The following is a 26,568-nucleotide window of genomic DNA, read 5'->3' on the forward strand; positions in this document are numbered from 1 at the left end:
TTGGTATGGCCCACAAAAAAATAAAATTCAGTGAATCCACCCAGGCGTTGTTCGAAGAAAACGAATGGAAGGCCAACAACCTCATTGCAGGTTCTTTCGGCATCTTGGCGTTTATCTACCTCGTCATCGCCATCTGCTCCATTACCGGCGTCTTCGATGTTCCCGCCACGTGGGGGATTTTCTTCTTTGGGCTACAGACCGCCTTGTTTATCGCCATGATGTTTGCCATCAGGCGCCTGAACCAAAAGAAGTTTACCAAGTACGTGGGCCTCGTGGCTCTACTTTTGGCCATCAGCCTCTACACGGTCATCTACTCCTACGGCGTGGAGCTCCTGTTTGCCATTCCCATCGTGCTGAGCTGCCGCTACTACCTGAAAAAAGTGACCCTGAACGTATCGATAGTGACAACTATCGCCTATATCGTTTCTAAGTTCCTGTCTTCTATTTACGGGCTTCCGGACATCAACATGGTCTCCTTTGTTCCAGGAACCATCATTACCATCACCAGCACCATGGACGCGGCCATTGCCGACGCCATCAGCCAGCTGCAAGGGGAAGCCCTGCACCAATTCCTGGTGGACTACAACATCAACAACTTCTTCTACTGTATCGACAGTAACCTGGTGTTCCTCTTGGCCATCATCTATGTCTGCTACAACACCACAAAGCGGATGCAGACCATGGTGCTTATCCAGGCGGACATTTCCAGCAAGAAGGCCGCCGTGGAATCGGAACTGAAGATGGGGAACTCTATCCAGATAAGCATGCTCCCCCACAATTTCCCCTCATCGGAATCCGTAGAAATCTTTGCTACCATGGACCCTGCTAAAGAGGTGGGCGGTGACTTTTACGACTTCTTCTTTATCGACAAGACCCATGTGGGTATCGTCGTGGCCGACGTTTCGGGCAAAGGCGTCCCTGCGGCCCTCTTCATGGTGATTACCAAGACCCTCATCAAGGACCAGGCCAAGCTGGGGCTGTCTCCCGAAAAGGTGTTCACCAAGGTGAACCACTCCCTGAGCAAGAGCGACGACGAGGGAATGTTCGTGACGGCATGGTTCGGTGTTTTGGACATGGAAACGGGTGTCTTGAATTATTCAAATGCAGGACACAACCCTCCCCTGATTTGTATCGGAGGCAAGGATTTCCAGTTCTTGCGTTCTCCCAAACGCAAGTTGCCCCTGGCTGCCATGGATAAAGTCGAATACTACCAGGAAAGTATCACCCTCTCGGCAGGCGACAGCATTTTCCTCTATACCGATGGCGTTACCGAGGCCTGTCACCAGAAGGATTTCTACGGCGAGACACGCCTGACGGAATACCTGAACAAGAACCGCGACACCGATTTGGAAGGTGTTCTGCACGGGCTCAAGGCGGAGCTGGACGCTTTTGCCGATGGCGAACCGCAATACGACGACATCACTATGCTGATGATGAAATATAAGGGAAGGGGCTAGGGCCTAGGATTTAGGGACTAGTAATGAGTTGTGGGTTGTGAGTTGTGAGTTGTGAGGCGTGATGGTTACAAGAGGTTCGAGGCACGAGCATTGTCATCCTCGCGCAGGCGAGGATCCGCTTGAGGAAACAAGAGTTAAGTTTTAGTTTGTAAAATTAAAAATCAGGGAACTAGGATAGTCAAAAATGTCAAACAAGAGAGAAAACTGGGGTTCCAAGCTGGGAGTAATCCTCGCCGTGGCAGGTTCTGCCGTCGGACTCGGCAACTTTTTACGCTTTCCCGTGCAGGCGGCCACCAACGGCGGCGGAGCTTTCATCATCCCCTACCTTATCGCCTTCTTGCTTTTGGGCATTCCTCTTTCATGGATGGAATGGACCCTTGGCCGTGCGGCAGGACTCCACCATCACGGTACCGCACCGGGTGGATTCCACTACATTCTCGGTAAAAAGCCCTGGGCAAAGCACCTGGGTTCCTTGGGACTTTTACCCCCGCTGTTCATCAGCTTCTACTATGTCTTTATCCAGTCCTGGATTCTGGCCTTCACCTACTATTCCGCCACTGGAAAGCTCATGGAAGTTGTGGCTGGCGGCTACGAACCCATGAAGGAATTCTTCGGCAACTACATCATGCTGAACACCAAGGTAGGCCCCATTCCTGCCGCCATACTGTTCTTCTTGATTACCTTCGCCTGCAACATGGGGCTTTTGTCCTTCGGCGTACGCAAAGGTATCGAGCGGGTAAACAAGGTGACCATGCCCATCCTCCTCATCATGGGCATTATCCTGGTGGTACGCGTACTTACCGTAAGCGATATCGGCAAGGGCCTTGCCTTCGTGTGGAACCCGAACTTCTCTGAAATGCTCAACCCCGCCGTGTGGCTTGCGGCGTCGGGCCAGGTGTTCTTCACCATGAGCCTTGGCATGGGTATCGTGTTCTGCTACGCCAGTTACCTGAAACCCAAGGAAGACCTAGTGCTTTCGTCCCTGACCGCCGGCGCTACCAACGGATTTGCCGAAATTATTTTGGGCGGCACCATCGTGATTCCCATGGCGGTGCTCATCGCCGGCAACAACATCGAGGAATGCGCCAAGCTGGGCACCTTCGGTCTCGGTTTCCAGACCATGCCCTTCGTGTTCGGGCAGCTTCCCTTTGGCGGATTTTTCCAGACCCTCTGGTTTGCCATGCTCTTTATCGCAGGCGTCACCAGCGCCATTTCCATCATTCAGCCCCTGATCAGCTTCTGCGAAGACGACCTGAAGTTCCACCGCAAAAAGGCCATCGCCGCCACAGGAACCGTGACCTTCCTGGGTAGCCTGGTGGGCATCTTCGGCCTTGCCGCCGGTGCCGTCGATGAACTGGACTTCTGGGGCGGTAGTTTCTTGCTGGTGGTGCTCGGCACCATCCAAGCGTTCATTTTTGCCTTTGTGCTGGGTCGCCGCAAGTCCGAGACCATCGGCGAAGACGGCAAACCCGAAAACGAAGCCTTTGCCCTGATGAACGACGGCGCGGCCCTAAAGCTCCCCCGCTTTTTCCGCCCTATCATCATGTACGTGTGCCCGATTTACCTTGCCATCGTGCTTGTAGCATGGATGATCCACGACGGCATGGGCGTGTTGCTGCTGAGCAATGTGGCCGCCGATGCACGAGTCACCTTCCTTGGCCAGGAATTCTCCCAGATTGGCTTTACCTGGGGCGTGCGCGGATTCCTGCTTGCGCTGGTAATCCTTTTGAATATTGCCATCTACTTTGCCTGGAGGCAGGGTGGTACTGCAAGACTCACCACCATCTTGCATAAACAGACCAAGTCTGTGGGCCGAGCCGGTGAACACGACGAAGAGGAGGCATAACCATGGAATTTTCTACAAGCGGACTAGTTTTTATGGTAGCCTCCTGGGCCGCCATCATCGGACTTTGTATATTTTGTTTCGCTAAGGTCTTTAAGAAAAAATAACTGACGAGAATTTGAAGGAGAGAACCGTGAAGGACATTCAAGAGAAAGTATCTGAACTAGGCCTGACCCTGCCCCAATGCCCGGCCCCGCTGGCGGCCTACATTCCCGCCACCCGCTATGGCGATACCATCGTGGTCTCTGGGCAGTTGCCCTCCATCAACGGAGACTTCTCCAACTTCTGCGGCACGGTGCCTACGGACATTTCCGTAGAAAAGGCTACCGAAGCGGCACAGATTTGCCTAATGAACAACATCGCCGCCGCCATAACGCTCCTGGAAAGTGACGAGACCCTGATGCTGGTGCAGATGCAGGGCTTTGTGCAGTCTGCAAGCGACTTCCACGAGCAGCCCGCCGTGCTGAACGGGGCCTCCGAGCTGGCCGTACGCATCTTGGGTGAAAACGGCAAGCATGCCCGCACCGCCGTAGGCGTTGCCGCACTACCAAAAAATGCAGCCGTCGAAATCAGCTGCACGTTCCAAGCCATCCGCAAGGCAATCAGTTACAGCGGACGGTATCATTGGATTGAGAAGAAATAGTTATATCAACTCTTCCGGAGGCAGGTGGTCGCCGCTTTCGGGTTCCTGGTAGCAGGTTTCCGGAACCTGGACCTGCATCTGGAAGTAGGCCCTGTGGGCCGCAATCACCCGTTCACGGGCGAATTCCGCGTTCTGCCAGTCCCCGATCTGCACGTCCTTGCCTTCCAGTTCCTTGTAGTTCTGGAAAAAGTTCTTGGTAATGCGGAGGAACATCTGGTCCACGTCGGTAATGTCCTTGATGGGGCGCGGGTTGAAGACCGGCACTCCCAGAACCTTGTAGTCCTTCTTGCCGCCGTCGGTCATGTCCAGTGCTCCAATCACGCGGCAGGTACAAACAGAACCCGTCATCATGGAGGCGGGGCTGTAAATCAGCATATCCAGGGCATCGCCGTCGTCGGCCTTGGTGCTGGGGATAAATCCGTAAGTGCAAGGATAGCTCATGGAGCTGAGCAGACAGCGGTCCAGGCGGAACACGTGCAGGCGCTCGTCATATTCGTACTTGAGGTTGGTGTCCTTGCCGATTTCCACCACGCAGTCCACTTCGTAGGGGTACTTGCGTCCGATGGGGAGATCGAGATAATTAATAGCCATTTATACTCCAAGGGGCCCACCTTGAGCCCAATTCTTGTTTCTTTTCAATTTTGTAACGCAAATTTAGCATTTATCTGAAAAGATGTAAAGGCGCAAAAGGCCAAGACATCTACCTGCTACGCCAACGGGACGACGTGACCTTGTCGAAGAGGCCGAAGTAGAACACCGGTTCACCCTTGTCGGGGCTGTAGCCTACCTCAAGGCGGATACGGTCCAGGGCGGGAATCACCAGATGGATTCCCCCATAGACGGCACCCTCGTAATCGTCCCAGCCGGGGCGGCCCTTGTCCCATAAGAGGCTCCCGTCGAGACCGGCCACCAGTTGCACCCCGTAGAAGAAGTTCACGCCAGCAACGCTTGCCGCATGGCGTTCCATCAGCACAAAACGCTCTTCCAGCGTCAATAGCACTTCGTGGACTCCCAGGTAGTTGGAATCGGCCTCGTGGCCGCGGAAGGTATTTGCCCCGCCATGATAGTAGTAGTCGTAGCGTTCCACATCGCCCAGGCGGTAACGCACCAGTGCGGTCGCCCCCGTCACAAGGCGCCAGAGCGTGTAATAGGCCCTGGCATCCGTCAAAAGTTCGCGGTAGTTCTCGCCACCCATGCCATCGCCACAATCGCCCTCTTCCAGGATATTGCAGTTGATATCGCGGTCATCTCCCTCGCCCACATGGGTCAGCATGTATTCAAAATAGACTCCCCGGCGGCTATCCAGCTTGCTATCACGGAAATCGAAAGCAAAACCGAATCCAAATTCAGGCAAGAAAGCGGCATCCTTCAACTCGCGGCCAGCCACCGTCATAAGCAGGGACAAATGGGGGGTAATTCCGTAATCCAAGTCCAGGTCCAGAAGCCAACTGTCGTCCTGGAAACCGCGAATGTCATCGTAACTGTCCGTACGGAGGAACTCCAAGTTCCAGCCCAGAGGCTGGCCGAACAGGTAGGGCGAACTTGCGTAGAAGGCGTATTCGTTATTGTCTAGGAACGGGTCGGTAGATGTGCGGTACTGGACCTCGGCACGGATGTCCTCACCCAGCACGTTCAGGTTTGCGAGGGCAAGGCCGATCATGAGCCCGTCGCGGTCGGTCTTCTTGCCTGCCGGGGCGGGAATCCAGCGGAAAATTTCCTTGAAGCGGTAAGTCAATTCGGAATTCGGAATTCGGAATTCGGAATTAGACGCAGAGCGACAAGAGACCTCAATTTCCGTAAACAGATCCAGGTCCTGCAGGCGGCGCTTTTCGGTCTCGAACTTTTCGGTAGAGAAAGCCTCCCCCGCCTTGTTCAACAGTTCCCGCTGGACCACGCGGGGGTTCGTGTGTTCCAGACCCTCGAAACGAACGGAAGAAATAACCGTACCGTCAACACAAGCCGCCACCGTGGGGGCCGACGACGAATCTGCCGGAGCCACCTGGAGGGAATCGGCATCCGCCGGAGCCGCCATTGCGGACACCGCAAGGGCTAACAAACCAAGGAATGTGGTTTTAAGGCGAGGCATCGATGTAAATGTAGAATTTAGGGAAGGTCCCCGTGATTCTATCGGGGCGTCGCCCCTCCAGAATGACAGCGGGGATGACAAAGTGTGGCGCAGGGATGACAAAGTGTGGTGAATTGTTCACCTAGATTCCGGGGCGTAGCCCGGAATGACGCAGGAGTCGGTTCCGGCGACGAGACGGGTCCAGGCGTTTCTGCATGGCCGTGAGCACCCGTGTCAAGAACCAGGCAATGGCAAAATAGATGATTGCCGTCGTGACCAGCGGGAAAAACGCCTCATAAGTGCGGCTACGGATAATGTCGGAAGCCTTGGTCAAATCCTGAATGGCGATGTAACCCACAATCGAAGTCATCTTCACCAGCGAAATGAACTCGCCCTGGAACACCGGCAAAAAGTGTCTGGCCGCCTGGGGCAACACGATCTTGAAGAAAGCACGGGGTTTCGTGTAACCCAGGGCAAGGGCCGCTTCCATCTGCCCCTTGTCCACCGCCTCGATTCCCGTGCGCATCATCTCGGAAACATAGGCCCCGAAGTTCATGCCAAAACCAATGACAGCTACCCAGACTCCATCGATTCCCGTACGAGCAAACACCACATAGAACAGAATCATCAGGAGCACCACCGAAGGGGTCCCCTGCAAAATGCGGATGTAGATAATGGCGATGGCATCTACAATTCTAATCTTAGAAAGGCGCATCAGGCAAATCAGGAATCCAAGAACCGTACCGAGCAATGCCGACAGTATGGAAATGTACACAGTCACCCAGATGCCATTTGTCACCAGTTTCCAGCGGGATTCCATGACGAAAGTCCGCACAAAACTGGACTTCAACGACGTAATCAGGCCTTCTTCGACAATGGCGGCAGAGTCGCTTGCCGCACCGTTTTTCGCAGGCGACAACACATTCTTTTCATCCAGAATCTGCACTGCCATCACGCATTCCGACACATAGAACGAATTGGACAGGAAATTCTTTTCCTTGAACGCCGGGGTTGTACTCAACGTTGCCACCGCAAAATCATACATTCCCGTTTCGACACCGAGAATAACCGATTCAAACGCGACATCGTGAACTTCAAGACCATACCCCATCTCTGCAAAAATCCGGGCCATCAAGTCCATCTCGTAACCGACAACTTTACCGTCCTTAATGTATTCAAACGGCGGATTGATGGCACTCGTCGCCATCTTGAAAGTCGGCTTTCCCTCTTTTGCCTTCGGGAAATCCACGACCTTTCTCGTTTCGTCGTGTCCCAGCCACAGGTTGTCAATCGAATCCAGAAGGCCCGATGCACGGTACTTTTCGATATAGGTGTTCAACTCGTCACGAAGACTGCGTCCCTTCTCCTTTTTGGGGAATACCGCCACGATATCCATGGGTTCGAAACCCGCATGGATATAGCCAAGATTCGGGTTTTCCAAAGCCGCATAACGAATCACCGGTTCGTCGTTGATAAAGCCGTCCAACTTACCGTTCGCCACAAGGTAGGCCATGTCCGGCGTAGATTTGTAATAGTCTATTTTCGCCTTTGGGAGAAGGCGCCGCGTTTCCTTGTCAACGAAAACGAAACCCGTCTGCATACCGAGTTTCAGATTCTCGTTTTTGTTCATCTCGGCTATGGAACTGTACTTGAGCTTCTTGTCCCTGAACTGGGGCGGCACGTCCTTCAAGTCAACTGCCGACGTAGTGTCCATGACTTTTTCACCTTCGTCACGGACCGAGACGGTACTGGGGGAATCGTTCAATAGGTCCGTGGAACGAATCGGCTTTTCGGGTTCGTTACAGCCCAAAAGGATCAGGCAGGCAAGGAATAAAAATCTCAGAAGCATCTTTGTCCTCCCCTACCTGATACGCAGTTCCACGGTGTTCTTGCCACCGGAATAATTGTGAACAATGGTGTTTGTAGCCAGTTCCAAAAATTTGCGGGAGACTCCATCCATGCCGTCTTGCGGATTTAAGGCCTCGCCTCCATATTCAACCTTCATCACCAGGCCGTCACTTTCGCCGGAATATTCCATGACCATGTGGATTTCTTCTGTTACAGAAAGCCTATTCAAAATGGACTGGGCCACCATTTCTTCAAAGGCGAAGAGCATGTTTCTTGACATTCTCTTGGAAACCTGGTTCTTCTCTGCGAAAGCATAAAGTCTGTTCACCATCCCCATATAATCAAAGGTCGAAGGCAAGATTACCTCTTCGAAAACCTTAAGACGTCTTATGAACTGACGAGTCCTGTCCTTTTGCGGATTGTCAAATATCTGCTCGGGAGTCCCTTCCTCGTAGATGACACCCTGGTCCATATAAAAGACGCGGGTAGAAATATCCCGGGCAAATTTCATTTCGTGAGTAACGATGAGCATCGTCAGTCCTTGCTTTGCAAGGTTACGGATAACCGCAAGGACCTCCCCCACCATGGTGGGGTCCAAGGCACTGGTGGGCTCGTCGAACAGTACAATTTCAGGGTCCATGGCCAAGGTACGGGCAATAGCCGCACGCTGTTTCTGCCCACCGGAAAGTTCTTCGGGCAAATTCAGGGCCTTGTCCGCAAGGCCTACCGTATGGAGGAGCGCCATGGCCTTCTCATAGGCTTCTTTCTTTGAACGGTGGAGTAGGTCCACCTGGGCCACCATGATATTTTCGAGAACGGTCAAATGGTTGAAAAGGTTAAAGCTCTGGAAAACCATGCCCATCTTGCGACGGAGCGACGGAACATCTGCCGAAGGTGCCGTAATGGACTTGCCGTCAATCAGAATTTCCCCCGCAGTCGGATCTTCCAAGCGGTTGATACAGCGAAGGAACGTGGACTTGCCTGTACCCGAAGGGCCGATAATAGAAATAATGTCGCCCTTTTCAATTTCGGCATTCACGTCCAGCAGCGGCGTGGCATTAGGGAATACTTTTTTCAGGTGACGGATTGAAATCATAATCCCTCGACAATTTCACTTTTCGATGAAAATATAAATAATGACAAGGGAGGGCTCTCCCCTCCCTAAAACTTATCCGACATGTGTCAATGATTAATCCAGCGAATGGACCAACAGACCGTCGCGGAGCTTGGGTTCAAACCAGGTGCTCTTCGGCGGCATGATTTCGCCAGCGTCGGCGATGTTCATGAGCTGATCGAGAGTCGTCGGATACATCGCGAAGGCGCAGGCGCATTCACCGCTGTCAACGCGCTTCACGAGTTCGCCGAGACCGCGGATGCCACCGACGAAGTCGATGCGCTTTGACGTACGCGGGTCGTCGATGTCGAAGAGCGGCTTCAAGATAAGCTTCTGGAGGAGAGCCACGTCGAGGCTGTCGACCGGACCGAGGTTCTTGAGGTATTCAGCCTTGAACGTGCAAGCGTACCACTTGCCACCCATATAGAAGTTCACCTGGTTCTGCTTTTCGGGGCTCTGCATCTTGTCGAGTTCGGCAATGTCGAACACCTTCTTCATTTCGTCCATGAGCTGTTCCGGAGTACGGCCGTTCAGGTCCTTGAGCACACGGTTGTAGTCGAGGATCTTGAGCTGGGTGCTCGGGAAGAGGATGGCGAGGAAACGGTTGTATTCTTCGTCACCGGTGTTGTTCGGGTTCTGTTCGGCGCGGTAGCTGGCGGCGCGAGCACCGGCAGCACTGCGGTGATGACCGTCGGCAATGTAACTCACCGGAACGGCTTCGAAAGACTTGCGGATAGCTTCGATTTCGGCGTCATCGTCGATAATCCAAACCGTATGGCCGAATCCGTCGCCCTTGCTTACGAAGTCATACACGGGCTTACGCTTGGTAACGGCACCGAACACGTCGAACTGGCCCTGGTCGCGGTAAGTCAAAAACACCGGACCAGTGTTGGCGTTGGTGGCCAGCACATGACGGAGGCGGTCTTCTTCCTTATCGGCACGAGTGAGTTCGTGCTTCTTGATAATGCCGTTGAAGTAGTCGGCAGCGGGAACGCAGCAGACGAGGCCGTACTGTTCGCGACCGTTCATGGTCTGGCGGTAAACATAGAGGCAAGGCTTCTTGTCGTAAGCGATCACACCGTCGGCAATCATCTTGTCCAGGTTTTCGCGAGCATGGGCATAGACCTTCGGGTCGTAGGCGTCCACAGAATCGGGCAGTTCCAGTTCCGCGCGGGTCACGCGCAAATAGGAATGCGGGAGTCCTTCGGCCATGGCCTTCGCTTCGGCGCGGTTCATCACGTCGTACGGGAGGGCGGAAATCGTTTCGGCTTCGGCCGGGTTTACCGGGCGCAGCGCCTTGAACGGATAGATGTGCATCATAGGGTGTTTTCCTTTGTGAGCTTCTTTAATTAAAGCCTCGTCTTCGGCAATCAAGTTCTGGATATAGCTGGTCTTGCCCGCCATCCATTTTTTCTTGCGATAATTTACAATAAAATAGGCCAGTACAAAAAATATTGCCCCGCCGATGGCGGCTACGATGGTAATACCCACCATAAAAGCGGCTAGATGGCCCGCCGCATCGTGCCAAAGGTGAGTTATGACAGAAATAAAATTCTTAAAGGACAGCCCCTCAAATTCCGAAAGGAAATCGAAATTGATTTTTTCAGGCTTCAACAGCTTGCAACCGATGGCGTAGCCCGCCGGGTAAAAGAATCCGAACTGGGTGAGCGGGTTTGCCACGAAGGAAGCCACGATTCCGGGGACCTTCGGGAGCCTGAACACGGCGCAAAACGCCACCGTAAGGATAATCGCTATGCCGATAGTGGGCCAAATCCCAATAAACACACCCGCTGCTACTGACCAGGCTACCTTCAGGGCATCCTGCCTTTTCGGGAACATGCGGTTGTAATAGATGCGGCTGAGCCTCTTGTACTTGGACTCGTTCTTGTCTATGGGTTTGTGCCTAAAATGAATCATCGCGGGGGCAAATATAGAAAAATAGTGGCTAGAATCTAGGGGTAGGATCTAGAAGCTAGTATCTAGGGGCTAGATCTAAGGGTTGTGAGGTCACACACCGCTCATCGCTCACTACTACCATCCCGAGCCTCGGACCTCGAACCCCGTGCCTTTTTATATATTTTAAATCTATGAAGCATTTGATTTCCAAAGAAGGCTTTGAAAAACTGAAGGCGGAATGGGAGCACCTCAAGTACGAGGAGCGCCCCGCCATGATCAACCAGGTGCAGGCCGCCGCTGCCGAAGGAGACCGTAGCGAAAATGCCGCCTACACCTACGGTCGCATGCGGGTCCGGGAAATCGACCGCCGCCTGCGGGAACTGGACCGCATTCTGGACGGCGCCCAGGTGGTAGAAACCCAGGCCCCTACCGATGGCACCATCAAGTTCGGCGCTACCATCAAGATGAAAGATATCAAGACCAAGCGGGAGCGTACCTACAGTATTGTAGGGGAAAAGGAAATCGACCCGCTGCAGGGCCGTATCAGCATGAAGTCCCCTATCGGCGAAGCCCTCATGGGCAAAAAGCAGGGCGACCAGGTACAAGTGCAAGCCCCAAAGGGAGTGATTACCTACGAAATCGTTGAGGTCAAGTATTAACAAGTTACTAGTTCTAAGTTCTGAGTTACTAGAGGAATTTCGGCTAAGAAATATGATTTCTAAACCGCAAAAGCTACAAACAGAAATAATATTTTTCTCAATAAATAACTAGGAACTAGTAACTATAAACTATGAACTTGCCGAAGGCATACCATGTTCATCGACACCCATTGCCATATTGATTCCTACGAGCGGCACTCCGGCGAAAGCCTGAGTTCACTGCTGGAGCGGCTCCCCCACGATGCCGACCCGAAGGTCGCCCTGCCCGAGGCATTCATCCACGTGGCTTGCGACCCCAAGGACTTTGAATATGCACGGGAACTTTCGGAAAAATACCCGAATGTCTATGCCGCCTACGGAATCCACCCGGAATATGTTCTGACGGAAACCGCCGAAGACGAAGCCCGAATGATGGAATTCCTGAAGCACCCCAAGTGCGTCGCCTGCGGGGAGTTCGGGCTGGACAACCATTACGATTTGGAACATCGGGCAGAACAGGTCAAATTGTTTGAACGGCACCTGCAACTAGGCATAGAAAGCGGCAAACCCTTGGTGCTCCACCTGCGGGAAGCGGACGAAGACGCCCTAGCAGTGCTTCGCAATGCAGACCTGCAAGGCAGAAATGTCCATGTCCACTGCTTTACGGGAACGCCGGAATTCGCAGGGCAACTCCTGGAACTCGGGGCTAGTAAAAATTCCAGCTTTTTTGTGGGCTTTACGGGAATTGTCACCTTCAAGAACGCCCAGAACGTGCGGGACGCCGCCGCTCTAGTCCCCCTCGACCAGATGCTCCTGGAAACGGACAGCCCCTACATGGCCCCCATTCCCTACCGCGGGAAAAATTGCCATTCGGGATACATTCCCTACATTGCCGAAAAACTGGCCGAAGTCAAGAACGTCTCCATAGAAGAAATCTACAAGCGCTGTCGCGAAAATACAAGACGCTGTTACGGGATTTAATTAGAGCAGCTGACTCTTAATCGCTTAGAACTGCTGGCGGATTTTGTCGGCTAGGGATTCGCCCTGGGCGTTGAACCAATCGTCGCCTGCCGTTGCGGGAATTTCCGTTTGAATATTGGCCTGCAATAGTTTCTGCGAGGATTCCTGCCAGTAGATGCCACGCATTTTTAGGACGGCGGGACCCGCATCGCCATTTCCGCTGAGAATTTCGGCGTGGCTTGCCACCGGGAACTGGCAGCCCGCATTCAGAGCCTTCAAAAAGGACATTTCGGCAAGAGCGATGCCGAAGGTTTCGGGATGGTTGACGGCAGCGAGAAGGGGAAGAAGTTCGGGACTGGATCCTTCGTCGCTACGCTCCTCAGGATGACATGATAGAGAGCGTTCCTCGCAATGACACTTGTCAGACAGAGTCTCGATAGCAAGAATTCCCTGGCCGGAAGCGGGCAAGACCTGCTCTACGCTGAAATATTCCGTCACCTGTTCTGCAAGGCCCATACGCTTGAGACCTGCAGCCGCAAGGACCACACCGTCCAATTCCGCAAGTTTTGCAAGGCGGGTCTGAATGTTCCCGCGGATAGGAACGTACTCCAGGTCCGGCCGGAGAGCCTTCAGCTGAACCACCCGGCGGATACTGCCCGTACCGACGCGGGCACCTGCAGGCAGGTCCATAAACTTGATGCCCTTTGCACCGCCCTTCGAAACAAAAGCATCACGAGGGTCTTCCCGCTCCAGCACAGCGGCAAGCTTGAATTCTGGCAGCACCTGGGCAGGCATGTCCTTGAGGCTGTGGACGGCAATGTCCGCACGGCCCTCCAAAAGTGCCACTTCCAGTTCCTTGATAAAGACGCCCTTGCCACCAAAGCTTGCAAGGGACTTGTCCAGACGGCGGTCCCCTTCGGTGGTCATGGAGACCAGTTCGTAATTCACGTCTTCGCCCAAGGCTTTAGCGCAGGCGACCAGGCGGTCCGCCACCAGGCGGGTCTGGGTCATGGCAAGTTCACTCTTGCGGGTGGCTATGCGAATGGTTTTCACAGGTTGGCCTCCAGGCATTTCAGGAACACCTTCACGTCTTCGGGACTGTTAGAATCCTTCACCTTGTACAAGAAATCGTTGGCCATCTTCTTGGCGAAACGCTCGTACATCATGGCGATTTTCTTTGCGGAGGCTTCGTCCAGGTTAGGGAGCGAGGCCAGCAGCTTTCCGGACTCTTCCCCAGCGGTCTTGACCATCTTATCGGCCAGCACATGAATGCCCTTCGCCACCTCGTCCATACGGCACCAGGAGAGGAATTCTTCCAAACCCTCTTGCAAAATCTTTTGGGCGGCGTCCAGTTCCGCCATGCGGAGCCTGCGATTCTCGGAGACGATTTTTTCCAGGTCGTCCACGCACACATACTGCACATTGGGCAGGTCGCCGATGGAAGGTTCGGCATTGCGGGGGCTGCCCAGGTCGATGACGAGGCGCTGGGGCTCGTTTTCGGATGACGACGTTTTTGCGAGGGGAGATCCCCGCCTTGGTTCGACTTCGCTCACCACAGGTTGCGGGGATGACAAAGAAAGGGGTGCTGCGTCTTTTAAAGCACGAACGAATTCATCCCTTGTCACAATAGGTTCCTGGCAGGCGCTGCACAGAATAACCACGTCGCAGTCCGAAAGCACCTTGTAACGGTCCTCGAAAGGCACCGGCGTCAACACGTCGGCAAACTTCTGGGCATTGGCAAAGGTCTTGCTGCTGGCGTAAATGTGGGTAGTATTCTCTTGCACATACTTGAGCATCAGGGAACCCATCTCCCCAAGGCCAACGATATAGACCGTCTTGTTTTCCAAATCCCCGAAGGTCTTTTGCACCTGTTTCATGGCAAGAAACGGGATATTGCAAGACAGCTTGCTCAGGTTGGTTTCGGTCTTGATGCGCTTGGTGGTGTGAATGGCCTCTTGAAAGAGCTTGTTCAGGACAATTCCCGTGCCGTGAAGCTGGTGAGCCGTCTCGTAGGCACGACCAATCTGGTGTAGAATCTGGTCTTCGCCCATGGCCACGCTGTCCAGGCCCGCACACACGTTCATCACATGCCTAGCCACGTCATCGCCTTCCTTGTAGTAGAAGTACGATGCGTAACTGCCGTAATCTTGGTGAACCAGGCCACACACATACTGCACGAGGTCTCTCTCGCAAAGAGGCCTGTCGCTTGCCACGTAAATTTCGGTGCGGTTACAGGTGGCAAGAATCAATAACTCGTCAAAGGGGGATTCTTGCAGCGCCCAGGTCTTGATATCCATGGGGATATAAAATTTTTCACGGATGGCAATCTCTGCCACCTTGTGGTTCATTCCAGCCATGTAAACCTTACGCACCAATCAAACCACCTTTTGCAAATAGGGCAAAACCACTTCCAGAATCTGACGGTGGCTTGCGTGGCCGCCGTTCAGAATTTCCACACGGATCCTTGGCAGTGCCGGGAAGGCAAATGTCAAGTCCCCCACCAAATCTAGAATTTTGTGGAGGGCGGGTTCTTCGGCCACCCGATAACCGCTCTCTTCCCCCGAGCTTTTCAGCAATAGGCCGCAAGAGGAATCCACCCCTTCCAAAAGGCCGTTCTGCCGTGCCAGTTCGTAATCCCGCTCCGTAATAAAGGTACGGGCCTGAAAAACGCGGTATAGGTCTTCTGCGGAATAAACGGACACATTAGCACAGGAACTGAACTCACCTGGATAATCCGGCCGCTCCAAGCGGTATTCCACCTCGAAGGTTTCCGCGGGGCTTACGCGCACATGGCCGTATGCAGGAGCTTCCGGGGCGTTCCGCAAGTCCCACTGGAGATTAACAGGGGCGTCGTAAAAAAGGGTTTCTTCGGGAACACCGACCTCGCGGCGCAAGGCCAAGAAAAACGGCAGGGCGGAACCATCCATCAGGGGGACTTCGGGCACAGAACTTGCGTCACCTTCCACAGGCACATCCACCACAAAACTGCGCCCCGGCCACATCAAGAATACCGGCGCCAAATGCTCCGGCGTAGAGAGCGCAAGCCCGCCGCACTTGTCATTTATGCCGCCTGCCACAGCGGTCCTGTAGATGGCCGTGCGCCGCGACTCAAATTCCAGCGCATCAAAAACCTTGACCTGACTCGTACTGTAAAAAAATTTGCCACCCACCCGCCATTCTACGCACGAAGACTTCTGCGAATCTCTTTTGAGAATTTCCACAGCTACGGAAGCTTCGGCATAACTCAAACTGCAAGATTTAAAAGAAAGCTTGCCGGACATTTACATTTCCGTCGTCTTTACCCATTCTTGTCCATTGCAAGAATAGGCATAAATCACAGTTCCAGCATTCTTTGTACTACAAATTGCACCCAGTGCATAACTTATTTCATCAAGCGAATAATACCATTTTTTGTCATAACACAATACATTCACAGTTCCATTGACACCTGTTGTATATGGAGTCCAAAAAAATTCTTCTTTTTCGCCTTGATTGTCTTCTGTACATTCCCCTTTTTTTGAAATAATATAGGTTTCAACAGCATCCGCCTCTGTTGATTCATTCCACCGACCTTCTTTACAAGTATAACTGAATCCTTGATTTGGACCATCAGGAATGGTTACAATCTTACCGTCTAATTCTGTATCGCAGGGTGTTCCAACGTTGATTTCTTGCCAGATTCCTTTATAACACATTGAATTAATTTCTTGAGATATCAAATAGTCTTCTATACCATCATGAAAATAAAAAAATGCAAGTAACATTTCTTCTTGATTGTCTTTTGTACATGCACCCATTTGTTCCGTCGAAATAAAATCTATTAGCTCTTCCTTTGTCGGCGAGCGCCACTCCCCACTAGCACATGTAAAGTAATAGTTTTTCCCATTCTCCTCATTTCTGTAATAGCTTGTTTTTCCTTCAATATCAGAATTGCAAACGCCAATTAAAAGTTCAAAAGCATTACGCCTTCTCCATGACCCATTATCACAAACAATGGAATCTCCATCAACCACTTCAACAGTCTTATTACGAGATTTATTGCAATAATCACCTACTGAATACTCTAGATTAATACAACGGATGGAAAAACTTTCCATTCCATCTCCCCAAAATGCATTCACTTCTATTGTATCAGAATCAAAAGACATTTTATATTGAAAATATGGTGCAGTTTTAAAGGTGTTATTTTTGTCCCAAGCCCAGAAACGGGTGTCATCGTGTACAAAAATTCCCTCATCCCAGCGACTTCCAGCAGGCAATGCCGAAAAACGAAAATCGTCTTTTCCAACTGCTACGGCTGTTCGCATTCCTATAACTGTACCTTTTGAAGGCCATCCATCCTTTGCCTTAAGGCTTTTCCCAACCCCTTCTCCACCATTATTTGCCTTTACATATTCAAATAAAGTATTCCACTGCGTTTCAGATGGGATGACCCAACCCGTCGGGCACAAATCATCATTCAACAAAACATCATGCCCATTATTTTTGGAACCCGGATAGAGTCTTCCGTACTTATCGCAATAAACACCTGCATCATCTTGCGGGCAAACACTTTCGTTAGTAATGTAATTTAGATTCTGCGCCATCCATAGTTGCTTTCCTATAACAACTTGCTTGTAGACTTGTTTATCCCTATTATCAACAAAGGTTTCACCAACATTCCAATCAAATTCCTCTTCAAGAGACTTTGAACTGCTTGAGATTATTTCTGAACTAGAGGAATGGTCTTTTTTTGAATTTGAAGATGTATCCTTTTTTGAATCTGAGGAAATTTCTTTCTCTATTTCCCCACTTAGTTCATCGTCATTTGAGCTTGTGCTACTAGAACTGCTACATGCTTCAAGGAAAAAAATGGCGAAAAGCACAACAAGTCCAAGCACAGATTTCCATCTGAAGTTCATTTTCACCTCTTTCACTTTTTCCCGAGTTGTTTCAGGCGAACCATGCAACGGCGCCACAGGTCTATTTCCAGAGCGGGGAATCCAGAAACGGTCTTGCCGTCGGGCACATTGCGGGTCACTCCCGCCTTGGCCGCCACCCTCACATTCTTGCCGATGGTAATGTGGTCCGCCACCTTGGCGGCCCCCGCAAATTCGGAACCGTCCCCAACGGTAACGGAGCCCGCCAGCGCCGACTGTGACGCCATAAACACGTGGTTCCCTACCTTGCAGTTGTGGGCGATTTCGACCATAGAGTCAAAATGGCTGTCGTTTCCGATGGAGGTTGGAGCCAAAAAGCCTGCCGCCACCACGGTATTGGCGCCAAAGCTGCAGCGATCCCCTATGCGGACCCCCGCCAAGTGGGGAATCATGCGACGCTTGCCCTGATATTCGTAAAAACCGAAACCTCGGGAGCCTATAACCGCTCCCGCCTGAAAGATACAGTCTTCGCCAATCTTTACATGGGGGTAAATAGTCACGGAAGATTCTAGAACGCAGTTCGCGCCCAGTTCTGCACCGGCCATCACCACGCAGTGGGGGCCGATACGGCAACCTTTACCGACTATGCCCTCCACCACCGCCGTGGGGTGAATCCGGGCGGCACCGTTCATACCATCGGCATTACATCCGTCAGCCCCATCGCAAGCAAAGCGCTTCAAGAATTCCACTATGGCATGGTGAGGATTTTCCACAGGCATTAAAGCACGGACCTTCGGGAGCCTAGCCTTCAACACCGTCAGGGATTCTGGGCCGGCAGCCAGCGAAGCAGGCACAAACAAAAGCCCCGCCTGGACCTGTCCGAGAACGGAGTCCGAAAATCCGGGCACGTTGGTGTCGCTCTTGAAATTGTCCCCCACCCAGAAACTCACGTCGGACGCTCCCGCCGTTTCCAGAGGCGCAAAACCCGTCAGTTCAAAATCTTCGTATCCGGCAAAGTCCGTACCCGAAAACGGCTGCGTCAAACCTTCGGCACTGAGCCATTCCCGTACTGTAGAAAACAACACCGGTTTCATCAGGGGTCCAAAGCCAGCATGTTCACCTGGGCGGCATACTCGATGGTCACGGTTTCTCCCGCCTTGCCGCTCAAATCCTCGCCGTCCAGCTGCAGGAACTCGTCTTTATCCAGACGGAGCTCCACGGACTTGACCTTCCTGGACTGGAGGAAATACTTCTTGTAGATAAACCCGATTAGCGGGATGTTCCCGATGGCGATGGCCATCAAGAAATTGTGCATGTTGGGAACGTCCACCACTTCCAACAGACCGTCCGCCATGTTGGACCGGAAAAAGGGATTGGCCCCGCTGGCAAAGCTGGGAATGTTTCCAACGATCACCGTCCTGTGGCCGGAAACATCCACCTGGTGTTTTTCCCCCGCTGCATCCACATAGGCCAAAGAGCCCGACTTGAGCATGTAATCCCTGTCGGCAAAGAACCGCTTCACGTAATGGAGCTTGTTGGCCACTACGGAATTGGAGGCGATAGCTCCCGTGGCACGGTCCAGGTTGAAATCGTGGGCAATTCGGGCATCGATTCCCGCCGAAAAATAGTTGGCCAGGGCGAACTTGCCGTTCACCTTCCAGATATCAAAAGGCCTCGCCCCTGTAAGCACCAAGCGCCGCACCAGGAACAAGAGGCCCCGGTCCACGTAGGGCTTGTAAAGGTTCAGCACCCGGGCCAGGTCGTTCCCCGTACCCAGCGGGATAAGTCCGATTTTCACCTTCTGGGAAAACCCGCCCAGAAGCATAGTGGAAAGCACCGCAGAAACGGTCCCGTCGCCGCCTACGGCCACCAGGGTTTCCGTCGATTCCAGGGCCTGCTGGATTTGCTCCCGCATGCCTTCGGCCTGTGTAAATTCAGCCTTCCATTCCTCCTGCTTGTAATCCATGGACGCCATGATTTCAGGGAGGAATTCAAAAATGACCTTCCCCTGACCGCCGCCACTGATAGGATTGATGAGAAAATGGAACTTGAGCATTTAGGTTTCTTCTTGTTGCAAAAGTTCGTCCTTAACGACGAGGTAGCGTTCCACGCCTTCTCGAACGTGGTGCAGTTCCTCTTCGGAAACGGCACGGGAAATATGGGCCGGAGAACCCACAATTAAGGAACCCGCAGGGAACTCGCGCCCCTGGGTGACCAAAGTCCCTGCCCCTACAATGCTGTTTTTCTTGATGTGGACGCCGTCCATGATGATAGCCCCCATGCCCACCAGCACATCGTCGTCGATGGTGCAGCTGTGAATCACGGCGTTATGGCCTATGGTGACCCGGTTCCCGATCTTGACGGGAACATCGGTGGAAACATGGATGGACACGTTGTCCTGGATATTGGTCTGATTGCCCACCACGATAGGGGCAATGTCGCCCCGCAAGACAGCATTGTAAAAGACAGAGGAATCCTCCCCTATCTTCACATCGCCGATGAGCTTGGAACCCTCGGCAAGGAAGACTCCCTCCCCCACCTCGGGTCTTTTTCCCTTGTATTCGATTTTGGACGCCATACTGACAATGTATAAAATTTATCGTCAGTCATCGGCCCAGCCGTAGTCGAATTTAAACTTGTAGCCTGCATGGGGCTCGCTTCCGCAATCCTTGTCGCAGCCGTCGTTTCCTGGATCGAATTCGATGCCGCGGTCACCGTAGTTGAACTTGTGTTCGGCAAACCCCCGCTTGGGCACGCTCTTGTCCTTCGCATTCGGAGTCACGTCGGACGCCCCTTTCAGTACGCTGGCAAAGTTGTCGTAGGGCCAGTAGATACTGTGGTTCGGCCGCACGTCGTAATCCTTTCCAGCCACCTTCAGCTGGAGCGTAATGCCCTGGCTGCCCATCTCGTAAGAATAGACGGTGTGGTCTCCGGGAACAGAATTATCGTCATGGTTCATGTCGCGGTCCGTCCATTCCTCGTAGATAATGGTATTGCCGGCGCCTACCGAGCCACCCTCATAGAAGTAGTAGGTGTACTGGTGGATTGGTGCGTTCCTGGTGTTGGATCCCTCGTAGAGGATGGCGTCCGTCACAAAGTCCTCGCGGTGGGCCTTGCTGTAATGCCACAGGTATTCCGTACCGCGTCCAGTCATCTGGTACTGGAACCTGATGCGGCCCACGCTCCGGGTGGCCACGTTGGAACCCGCCGAGAACACGTAGGCATTGCCTGCCTTGGCGTAGGCATACACCCTGTAGGTGTAGTAGGGAGAACCTCCACCCACCTTGTCGGTGAAGGATTCCTCCCCAGGTCCAAGCGCCTTCACGAGGGTAATACCGTTGCTCAGGGCATAGCCGTCCTGGGGCTTTACGGTAGTGGATTTCATGACATACCTTTCAAGGGTCGCATTGTCGTAGCCCTTGGCTCCTTCGGCACGGAGAACCACGTAGCCCAGGATTCGCGGGTCGGCCTTGTTGGCCACCCAGTTCAGAATGATGGCGTTGCGATCGCTGTTGCGGCCCAGCACCAGGTCTGTGGGGGCGGTAATCAGGGAGCGGAGAACAAGGCGGTAAGTGGTGGAATCACCCCTTTCGGAATACACCACCATTTTCAGGGTGTCGGCGCTTGCCGCAGACAGGTTAGCGACGTTGAACTTGAACACCATAGCCACCGCATCGGTTCCGGAGCCCTTGGTTCCCTGGGCCGTCACGGGCACCCTGTTTTTGCCGGAGAACACGTTCACGCCGCCGTTCGCCTTTACCGGTTCCGCCGTAGTGACGTTCACCGTAACGCTTGCACCCCTGATGGAGTCGGTGACGAACAGGGAATCCACGCAAAGCAGGCCTTCCATGCGGCAGGTCCTTGACACCGCCACGTCCCTGTCCTCGGAAACATCGTGAACCGCAATCCTTGCGATGTTGGACTTGGTAGAGGCTTCCCGGACATTGGGATTCGGGTCCACATTGTCGTCAAGGCCGTCACCGTCGGTATCCTTCAGGGCGGGGTTCGTAAAGAAAGGTCCCACCTCCGCAGAATCCACGGTCACCGCCACGGTATCGTAACCCCTGACATTCTCCGGCTTGATAAACTTGATGGCGTAGGGCCGGTAGCACTGGGCACCCACACTGCTGAATTCCACCTCCCTGCAGGGCACCGAGATATCGTACTTGGCTCCCTGATGGTGATAGACAAAGCAGTATTTGTGCTTGGAGTCCACCTTGACCATCATGGTATCCGTGATTTCGCAGACACCGGCCCTCAGCATGGGCACGCTGACGCTGTCGTAGGTGTAGGCTATCTTGGTCCAGCCATTGATTTCGTCGAAATCGGGAATCTGGTCACCGTCGCTGTCCACCTTCTCGTCGCTGATACCCAGCATATTCTCCATGCTGGCGGGCACATGGTCGTGGTCGCGGTCCTCGTTGTACATGAACTGCACCTGGTCTCCGGCACCCACAATCAAACTGTCCATGTCAAAGTTCCCAATCTGCAGGGAGCGCACAACCGCCACCGTAGGTTCCGAAGCCTTGACGATAGACACGAACCAGCAGGCCGTATCGCCGTCCGCCGTAGCGTACGACAGGTCTCCCAGGCTCTTGAGCCCGTAACGGAGCTCGCCGCCAACCTTCAGGGAATCCTGCTGGAAGGGAATCTTCAGGATGTCCAGGATTTCGGAAAGCGAAACGGGCTTGTGGAAATCGTCCTTGCCCGAGTAGGCCTCGTTGTAGCGGAAATTGGTGGAAACACGGTATTCGCGGACGCGATTTGCACTGTTTCCGTAGTACATCCCGTTATCGATAGTAATCCTTGCCGTACTGGCCGACGCCTTGGTGTATGCCTCGGTAAAGTCGCTTATCCTGCCGTCATATTCGGTAGTAATCTTGTAGGCGCTTGCCGAAAGGAAAATGGCACCCGGATTGAAAACCAGGTTGTTCAGGGCATCCAGCGGGAGCCCGCCCTTCCAGAACTGCAGTTCCTTGGATTCACCGGGAGCAAGGGTAATCTTGGTCCACTTGTCCTCCCCCGCTCCGTCGCCTACCGAAAGTTCGGCGATAATCTGGATATCGCCGGAGGTCGTGTAAGTACTGGCATTCAGAATCAGATTCTCAATGGAATAGGCTACCTTGCCCGTATTGGTAATCCGGGCCTGCATGCTGATGGAGCCGCCCGTAATGGTTTCGCCCTGGGTCATAGCCTCCGAAATGGCCTGGTTATAGTTCCTGGTCATGGAGGTGGACTGAGTTTCCGTCATGGTGTGGCCCGTGCTAGTGGTGTAGCTCCCGTTATAGCCCACATTCACCAAGAATGTCGGGCTTTTGGAAGCGTAGCCGCCCTGGATACCGAAGCTCCAGGCGCTCATCAGGGAGGCCGACTGGGTCTCGCTGTTGCTCACGCCCGTGGCGGTCTGAACCGACTCCCCTTCGGAAATGGTGCTGGACCTGGTTGTCCCGGTAGTGGTCGTGCGGGTAAGCGTCACAGAAGGCGTCATGGTCATGGTCACTTCCAATTTGGGCAAGTCCGCCACGTTGGGGTTCCAGACCGTCGGATTCTGGGGGTTGAACAGGTTCATCTCGGTGCCGTCGTCATAGCCGTCGCCGTCGGTATCGGCCATACGGGGATTGGTGCCTATCTTGTAGATTTCATCTATGTCAGAAAGCCCGTCTCCGTCGGTATCGCTCTTGCTGTTCACCTTGACAAAGTCGATGTATTCCACATCCCTCAGGTAGAACAGGAAACTGCCAATCCGGGCTCCGGACTGGACATTCACGGACAGCTTTTCGGCATCGTAATAGTCCGTCTTGAAGGACACCTCGGTATTGGCCAGGGGTACCCTGTCAAAAGCCTTGAGGCCGTAGCCCGCAATGAACAGGGAGTCCGTCTCGCCACGACGGTCCTTCGGAAAGTTAAGGGAATCGATTCCCAGGAGCCCCGCCGTGTAGGTGGAGTCCTTCTTGAAGATAAAGTAGGCCTGGCCGGCGAATGAAGAAAGCGAAAGGGCCAGGACCGCGGATGTAATGATACGGTAATTCATGATGGGCCTCCTTACTTTCCGGTAACGGCAATCGTCTGTTGAAGTTTCGTGTTACCGATTTCAAACTTTACTACAAAATTTCCCTTGGGCAAATCCAGGTAATCCAGAGAAATGGACGTGACACCCCTGGAAACATACAAATTACCTTTCCCGATTACAACGCCCTGCACGTCCAGCACAGCGAATTTGGCGTCTCCACCCTGCCTCGAGAACACGGACAGGGTCTGGTTCCTGGAATTCCAGCCAAGGCGAGTCCCGGCGTAGGTGATGTTGTTCGGAATTGCCGAGGGCGTTTCCGAAGAACTGGAGGAACGCTCATCTGGAGCTACCGAAGAACTGGACGGCGTTACGGAATCAGAAGACTCGCCGCCCTTGCTGCCAGAACTGGGCGGCTCAACAGACGAACTGGACGGTGTCACCGAGTCCGAAGACTGCTGTTCGGGAGTCCTGTCCGGTTCGTCGGACCTTTCCGGGTCTTCTTCCTCGTCTTCATCGTAAATGTTGGAACTGTCATTCGGATTGGCCTGGAAGGTAAGGGTCTTTACGGATTCCACCAGGAATTCCTCGACAGAACCATCCTTCATGGTGATCCGGACAAGCCTTGCAAAGGAGGCGTCCTTGCCCAAAAGTACCGCCGAGGTGTCTACCCTGGCACGGAGGGGAGAGTATGTTTCGGCAGCAAAGGCGGCACAAACACTGAAAACGGCCACCATCATCGATATTTTGATTAGCGTTTTCATTTTGGGTTTCTCTCTTTTTCAGACAGCACATGCTATCCGGGTACACCCAAAATATATATTGAGCAATTTATAAAATCAAATATATAATTATTTTGTTTTTAATCAATAAATTTTATAAAACAACGTTTTTCGGCTAATTTTCCCAAAAGGGGAATGCCTTGGTCTTTCGCTACGCTCAATCCCCAACTGTTCGGCTCGGTCATTCCAGTTTGCAAGCAACCTGTCACGACTCTCGCCTTGGACCGTTGTCCCCTCGGTCGAGCCGTGCTCGACATACCCCTTCGCCTAGGGGCAACGCCCCTAAAACCCCATTTTCAAAAAAAATCCGCGGTCCGAAGCTGTATCGGCATACAGCGGATGTTCGCATGAGACCGGATCGAGAAACTTTTACACCAATCAACCTGATTAAAATTCGAATTAGAACCGAGCGAGACAAGGCGCGAGCCCTCGTAGCGTACAAAGCGTACGTGAGAGGTCGAGCAACGCAGTATCGCGATGCGTTATAATTCGAATTACTTCACTTGCTTCGCGAAGGAATCCTTCAGATCCACAGTGCGGTTGAACACCAAGTGGCCCGGCTTGGAATCTTCGCTATCGAGGCAGAAGTAGCCCTGGCCCATGAACTGGAAGCGGTCTTCCAGCTTGGCGTTCGCGAGGCTCGGTTCCACCTTGGCCTGCTTCACGACCATGGATTCCGGGTTCAGGTAGTCGTGCCAGTCTTCGCCCTCGGGAACTGCGGCCGGATCTTCGAGCGTGAAGAGGTTGTTAATCAGACGCACTTCGGCGTCGACGGCGTGTGCCGCAGAGACCCAGTGGATGGTGCCCTTGACCTTGCGGCCATCGGGAGTCTCGCCGCCCTGGCTCTGCGGGTCGTATTCGCAGTGAATCACCGTCACCTTGCCGCTTGCATCCTTCTCGACGCTCTTGCAGGTCACGAAGTAGGCGCCCTTCAGGCGGACTTCGCCATCCGGCTTGAGGCGGAAGTACTTCTTGGGCGGATCTTCCATGAAGTCGTCGGCCTCGATGTAGAGTTCCTTACCGAAGGGGACTTCGCGGGTACCGGCAGCGGGATCGTTCGGGTTGTTTTCCACCTTGATCATTTCCACCTTGCCGTCTTCCCAGTTGTCAATCACGAGCTTCACCGGGTCAATTACGGCCATCACACGGTTCGCCGTCTTGTTCAGTTCTTCGCGGATGCAGAAGTACAAGAGGTTCACGTCCACCATGGAGTCGGCCTTCGACACGCCGATGCGGTCGCAGAACTCGCGGATGGAACTCGGTGTGAAGCCACGGCGGCGGTAACCGCAGACCGTCGGCATACGCGGGTCGTTCCAGCCCATCACGGCCTTCGTCTCCACCAGTTCCAGGAGCTTGCGCTTGCTCATCATGGTGTAGGTCAGGTTCAGGCGGGCAAATTCAATCTGCTGCGGGCGGTTATCAAGCCCGAGCTCAATCAGGAACCAGTCGTACAGCGGGCGGTGCGCCTCGAATTCCAGCGTACAGATGGAGTGGGTGATGCCCTCGATCCAGTCGCTGAGCGGGTGGGCAAAGTCGTACATCGGGTAGATGCACCACTTGTCGCCGGTGCGGTGGTGGGTGCAGTGCTTGATGCGGTAGATGACCGGGTCGCGCATGTTCATGTTCGGGCTAGCGAGGTCCACCTTGGCACGGAGGCACTTCTCGCCGTCGGCGTACTTGCCATCGCGCATCTCGCGGAACAGCTTCATGTTTTCTTCGATGCTGCGGTCGCGGTAGGGGCTCGGGCGGCTCGGCTTACCGGCGTCGTTGCCGCGGTATTCCTGCATTTCGTCGCGGGTCAGGTCTTCTACATAGGCCTTGCCCATCTCGATAAGCTTTTCAGCAAAGGCGTAGAGCTGGTCATAGTAGTCGCTGGCGAAGTATTCGCCGCCCTTCCATTCAAAGCCGAGCCACTTCACGTCTTCGCGGATGGAATCCACGTATTCCACGTCTTCCTTGGAGGGGTTCGTGTCGTCGAAGCGCAGGTTCGTGATGCCGCCGAAATCCTTGTACTTGTTTGCCGTACCGAAGTTCAGGCAGATGGACTTGGCGTGCCCGATGTGGATGTAGCCGTTGGGTTCGGGCGGGAAACGGGTATGCACCTTGGTGCGCTTGCCCGTCTTGAGGTCGTTGACGATAATGTCCTGTACAAAATTCGAAGATTCGGGAATATCCATTGTGGTATCCTTTTAAAATTTACGGGGGAAAGATAGCATTTTAGTTATTAGTTACTAGTTACTAGTTTCTAGTAAATACGCAGGAAAAGGAATCTTTTCGACGAATGTCGGCATTAGTGGTTAGGTGCGAAGGGTGATATAGACTCTTGAAATATGTAGGGGAAAGCCTTGGTCTTTCGCTTCGCTCAATCCCCAACTATTCGGCTCGGTCCAAGCCAGTTTGCAAGCAACCTGTCACGACACTCGCCTTGGACTGTTGTCCCCTCGCTCCAGCCATGG

Annotated in this window: 20 protein-coding genes; 5 read left to right on the forward strand and 15 right to left on the reverse strand. The window is 53.3% G+C overall.

The features are described 5' to 3' along the window. The first annotated feature begins 5 nt into the window (after positions 1–5). From IKB43_10370 to IKB43_10380, 3 genes are all read left to right on the forward strand, one after another. A complete protein-coding gene (locus tag IKB43_10370; protein ID MBR2470529.1) occupies positions 6–1,457 on the forward strand; it encodes a PP2C family protein-serine/threonine phosphatase in 1,452 nt (483 codons plus the stop codon). A gap of 184 nt (positions 1,458–1,641) precedes the next feature. Further along, positions 1,642–3,303 (forward strand): sodium-dependent transporter, encoded by a 1,662-nt coding sequence (locus IKB43_10375; GenBank protein MBR2470530.1) that lies wholly within the window; start codon positions 1,642–1,644, stop codon positions 3,301–3,303. A 130-nt stretch (positions 3,304–3,433) separates the two neighbouring features. Further along, on the forward strand, positions 3,434–3,943 hold the full coding sequence (locus tag IKB43_10380; protein MBR2470531.1) for a RidA family protein: 510 nt from the start codon (positions 3,434–3,436) through the stop codon (positions 3,941–3,943). On the opposite strand, the gene IKB43_10385 is transcribed toward IKB43_10380, so the two are convergent. The 5 genes from IKB43_10385 to IKB43_10405 form a co-directional block, all read right to left on the reverse strand. Continuing rightward, the gene (locus tag IKB43_10385) at positions 3,944–4,534 is read right to left on the reverse strand and encodes an inorganic diphosphatase (GenBank protein MBR2470532.1); all 591 of its coding nucleotides are present in this window, start codon (positions 4,532–4,534) and stop codon (positions 3,944–3,946) included. It lies immediately after the preceding gene. A gap of 109 nt (positions 4,535–4,643) precedes the next feature. Then, positions 4,644–6,029, reverse strand: coding sequence for a BamA/TamA family outer membrane protein (locus tag IKB43_10390; GenBank protein ID MBR2470533.1), 1,386 nt, complete (start codon positions 6,027–6,029; stop codon positions 4,644–4,646). 121 nt (positions 6,030–6,150) lie between these two features. Next, positions 6,151–7,857: an ABC transporter permease subunit gene (locus IKB43_10395; GenBank protein MBR2470534.1), complete on the reverse strand. Its 1,707-nt coding sequence runs from the start codon at positions 7,855–7,857 to the stop codon at positions 6,151–6,153. Between the two features lie 12 nt (positions 7,858–7,869). Further along, a complete protein-coding gene (locus tag IKB43_10400) occupies positions 7,870–8,952 on the reverse strand; it encodes an amino acid ABC transporter ATP-binding protein (protein MBR2470535.1) in 1,083 nt (360 codons plus the stop codon). A 93-nt stretch (positions 8,953–9,045) separates the two neighbouring features. Next, positions 9,046–10,887, reverse strand: a complete 1,842-nt coding sequence (locus tag IKB43_10405; GenBank protein MBR2470536.1) for a DUF1015 family protein — start codon at positions 10,885–10,887, stop codon at positions 9,046–9,048. A gap of 170 nt (positions 10,888–11,057) precedes the next feature. Between IKB43_10405 and greA the strand changes: the two genes are divergently transcribed. Together greA and IKB43_10415 are read left to right on the forward strand one after the other, a co-directional pair. Continuing rightward, positions 11,058–11,525, forward strand: a complete 468-nt coding sequence (greA, locus tag IKB43_10410; protein MBR2470537.1) for a transcription elongation factor GreA — start codon at positions 11,058–11,060, stop codon at positions 11,523–11,525. A 153-nt stretch (positions 11,526–11,678) separates the two neighbouring features. Beyond that, complete coding sequence (locus IKB43_10415) at positions 11,679–12,485, forward strand: TatD family hydrolase (protein ID MBR2470538.1); 807 nt, start codon at positions 11,679–11,681, stop codon at positions 12,483–12,485. 24 nt (positions 12,486–12,509) lie between these two features. On the opposite strand, the gene hemC is transcribed toward IKB43_10415, so the two are convergent. The 10 genes from hemC to IKB43_10465 form a co-directional block, all read right to left on the reverse strand. Beyond that, a complete protein-coding gene (gene hemC, locus IKB43_10420; protein MBR2470539.1) occupies positions 12,510–13,535 on the reverse strand; it encodes a hydroxymethylbilane synthase in 1,026 nt (341 codons plus the stop codon). After that, positions 13,514–14,836, reverse strand: a complete 1,323-nt coding sequence (locus tag IKB43_10425; protein MBR2470540.1) for a glutamyl-tRNA reductase — start codon at positions 14,834–14,836, stop codon at positions 13,514–13,516. The genes hemC and IKB43_10425 overlap by 22 nt, the downstream gene beginning before the upstream one ends. A gap of 3 nt (positions 14,837–14,839) precedes the next feature. Next, a complete protein-coding gene (locus IKB43_10430; GenBank protein ID MBR2470541.1) occupies positions 14,840–15,745 on the reverse strand; it encodes a UDP-3-O-acyl-N-acetylglucosamine deacetylase in 906 nt (301 codons plus the stop codon). Further along, positions 15,746–17,365, reverse strand: a complete 1,620-nt coding sequence (locus IKB43_10435; GenBank protein MBR2470542.1) for a hypothetical protein — start codon at positions 17,363–17,365, stop codon at positions 15,746–15,748. A gap of 11 nt (positions 17,366–17,376) precedes the next feature. Continuing rightward, a complete protein-coding gene (locus IKB43_10440; GenBank protein ID MBR2470543.1) occupies positions 17,377–18,417 on the reverse strand; it encodes a UDP-3-O-(3-hydroxymyristoyl)glucosamine N-acyltransferase in 1,041 nt (346 codons plus the stop codon). Further along, positions 18,417–19,379 (reverse strand): diacylglycerol kinase, encoded by a 963-nt coding sequence (locus tag IKB43_10445; protein MBR2470544.1) that lies wholly within the window; start codon positions 19,377–19,379, stop codon positions 18,417–18,419. The genes IKB43_10440 and IKB43_10445 overlap by 1 nt, the downstream gene beginning before the upstream one ends. Then, on the reverse strand, positions 19,380–19,901 hold the full coding sequence (locus tag IKB43_10450) for a gamma carbonic anhydrase family protein (protein MBR2470545.1): 522 nt from the start codon (positions 19,899–19,901) through the stop codon (positions 19,380–19,382). A 24-nt stretch (positions 19,902–19,925) separates the two neighbouring features. After that, a complete protein-coding gene (locus IKB43_10455; GenBank protein ID MBR2470546.1) occupies positions 19,926–23,354 on the reverse strand; it encodes a hypothetical protein in 3,429 nt (1,142 codons plus the stop codon). An 11-nt stretch (positions 23,355–23,365) separates the two neighbouring features. After that, positions 23,366–24,094, reverse strand: coding sequence for a hypothetical protein (locus IKB43_10460; protein MBR2470547.1), 729 nt, complete (start codon positions 24,092–24,094; stop codon positions 23,366–23,368). Positions 24,095–24,606: 512 nt separating this feature from the next. Next, complete coding sequence (locus IKB43_10465; protein ID MBR2470548.1) at positions 24,607–26,289, reverse strand: glutamine--tRNA ligase/YqeY domain fusion protein; 1,683 nt, start codon at positions 26,287–26,289, stop codon at positions 24,607–24,609. Positions 26,290–26,568: the final 279 nt, after the last annotated feature.

The sequence above is a fragment of the Fibrobacter sp. genome (assembly GCA_017503015.1).
Lineage (GTDB): Bacteria > Fibrobacterota > Fibrobacteria > Fibrobacterales > Fibrobacteraceae > Fibrobacter.

Coding starts and splice junctions, on each gene's coding strand:
- IKB43_10390 (MBR2470533.1), bottom strand. CDS start 6,029: ATGCCTCGCCTTAAAACCACATTCCTTGGTTTGTTAGCCCTTGCGGTG.
- IKB43_10440 (MBR2470543.1), bottom strand. CDS start 18,417: ATGAAACCGGTGTTGTTTTCTACAGTACGGGAATGGCTCAGTGCCGAA.
- greA (MBR2470537.1), top strand. CDS start 11,058: ATGAAGCATTTGATTTCCAAAGAAGGCTTTGAAAAACTGAAGGCGGAA.
- IKB43_10460 (MBR2470547.1), bottom strand. CDS start 24,094: ATGAAAACGCTAATCAAAATATCGATGATGGTGGCCGTTTTCAGTGTT.
- IKB43_10435 (MBR2470542.1), bottom strand. CDS start 17,365: ATGAACTTCAGATGGAAATCTGTGCTTGGACTTGTTGTGCTTTTCGCC.
- IKB43_10450 (MBR2470545.1), bottom strand. CDS start 19,901: ATGGCGTCCAAAATCGAATACAAGGGAAAAAGACCCGAGGTGGGGGAG.
- IKB43_10370 (MBR2470529.1), top strand. CDS start 6: ATGGCCCACAAAAAAATAAAATTCAGTGAATCCACCCAGGCGTTGTTC.
- IKB43_10430 (MBR2470541.1), bottom strand. CDS start 15,745: ATGTCCGGCAAGCTTTCTTTTAAATCTTGCAGTTTGAGTTATGCCGAA.
- IKB43_10405 (MBR2470536.1), bottom strand. CDS start 10,887: ATGATTCATTTTAGGCACAAACCCATAGACAAGAACGAGTCCAAGTAC.
- hemC (MBR2470539.1), bottom strand. CDS start 13,535: ATGCCTGGAGGCCAACCTGTGAAAACCATTCGCATAGCCACCCGCAAG.
- IKB43_10400 (MBR2470535.1), bottom strand. CDS start 8,952: ATGATTTCAATCCGTCACCTGAAAAAAGTATTCCCTAATGCCACGCCG.
- IKB43_10465 (MBR2470548.1), bottom strand. CDS start 26,289: ATGGATATTCCCGAATCTTCGAATTTTGTACAGGACATTATCGTCAAC.
- IKB43_10395 (MBR2470534.1), bottom strand. CDS start 7,857: ATGCTTCTGAGATTTTTATTCCTTGCCTGCCTGATCCTTTTGGGCTGT.
- IKB43_10385 (MBR2470532.1), bottom strand. CDS start 4,534: ATGGCTATTAATTATCTCGATCTCCCCATCGGACGCAAGTACCCCTAC.
- IKB43_10375 (MBR2470530.1), top strand. CDS start 1,642: ATGTCAAACAAGAGAGAAAACTGGGGTTCCAAGCTGGGAGTAATCCTC.
- IKB43_10455 (MBR2470546.1), bottom strand. CDS start 23,354: ATGAATTACCGTATCATTACATCCGCGGTCCTGGCCCTTTCGCTTTCT.
- IKB43_10415 (MBR2470538.1), top strand. CDS start 11,679: ATGTTCATCGACACCCATTGCCATATTGATTCCTACGAGCGGCACTCC.
- IKB43_10445 (MBR2470544.1), bottom strand. CDS start 19,379: ATGCTCAAGTTCCATTTTCTCATCAATCCTATCAGTGGCGGCGGTCAG.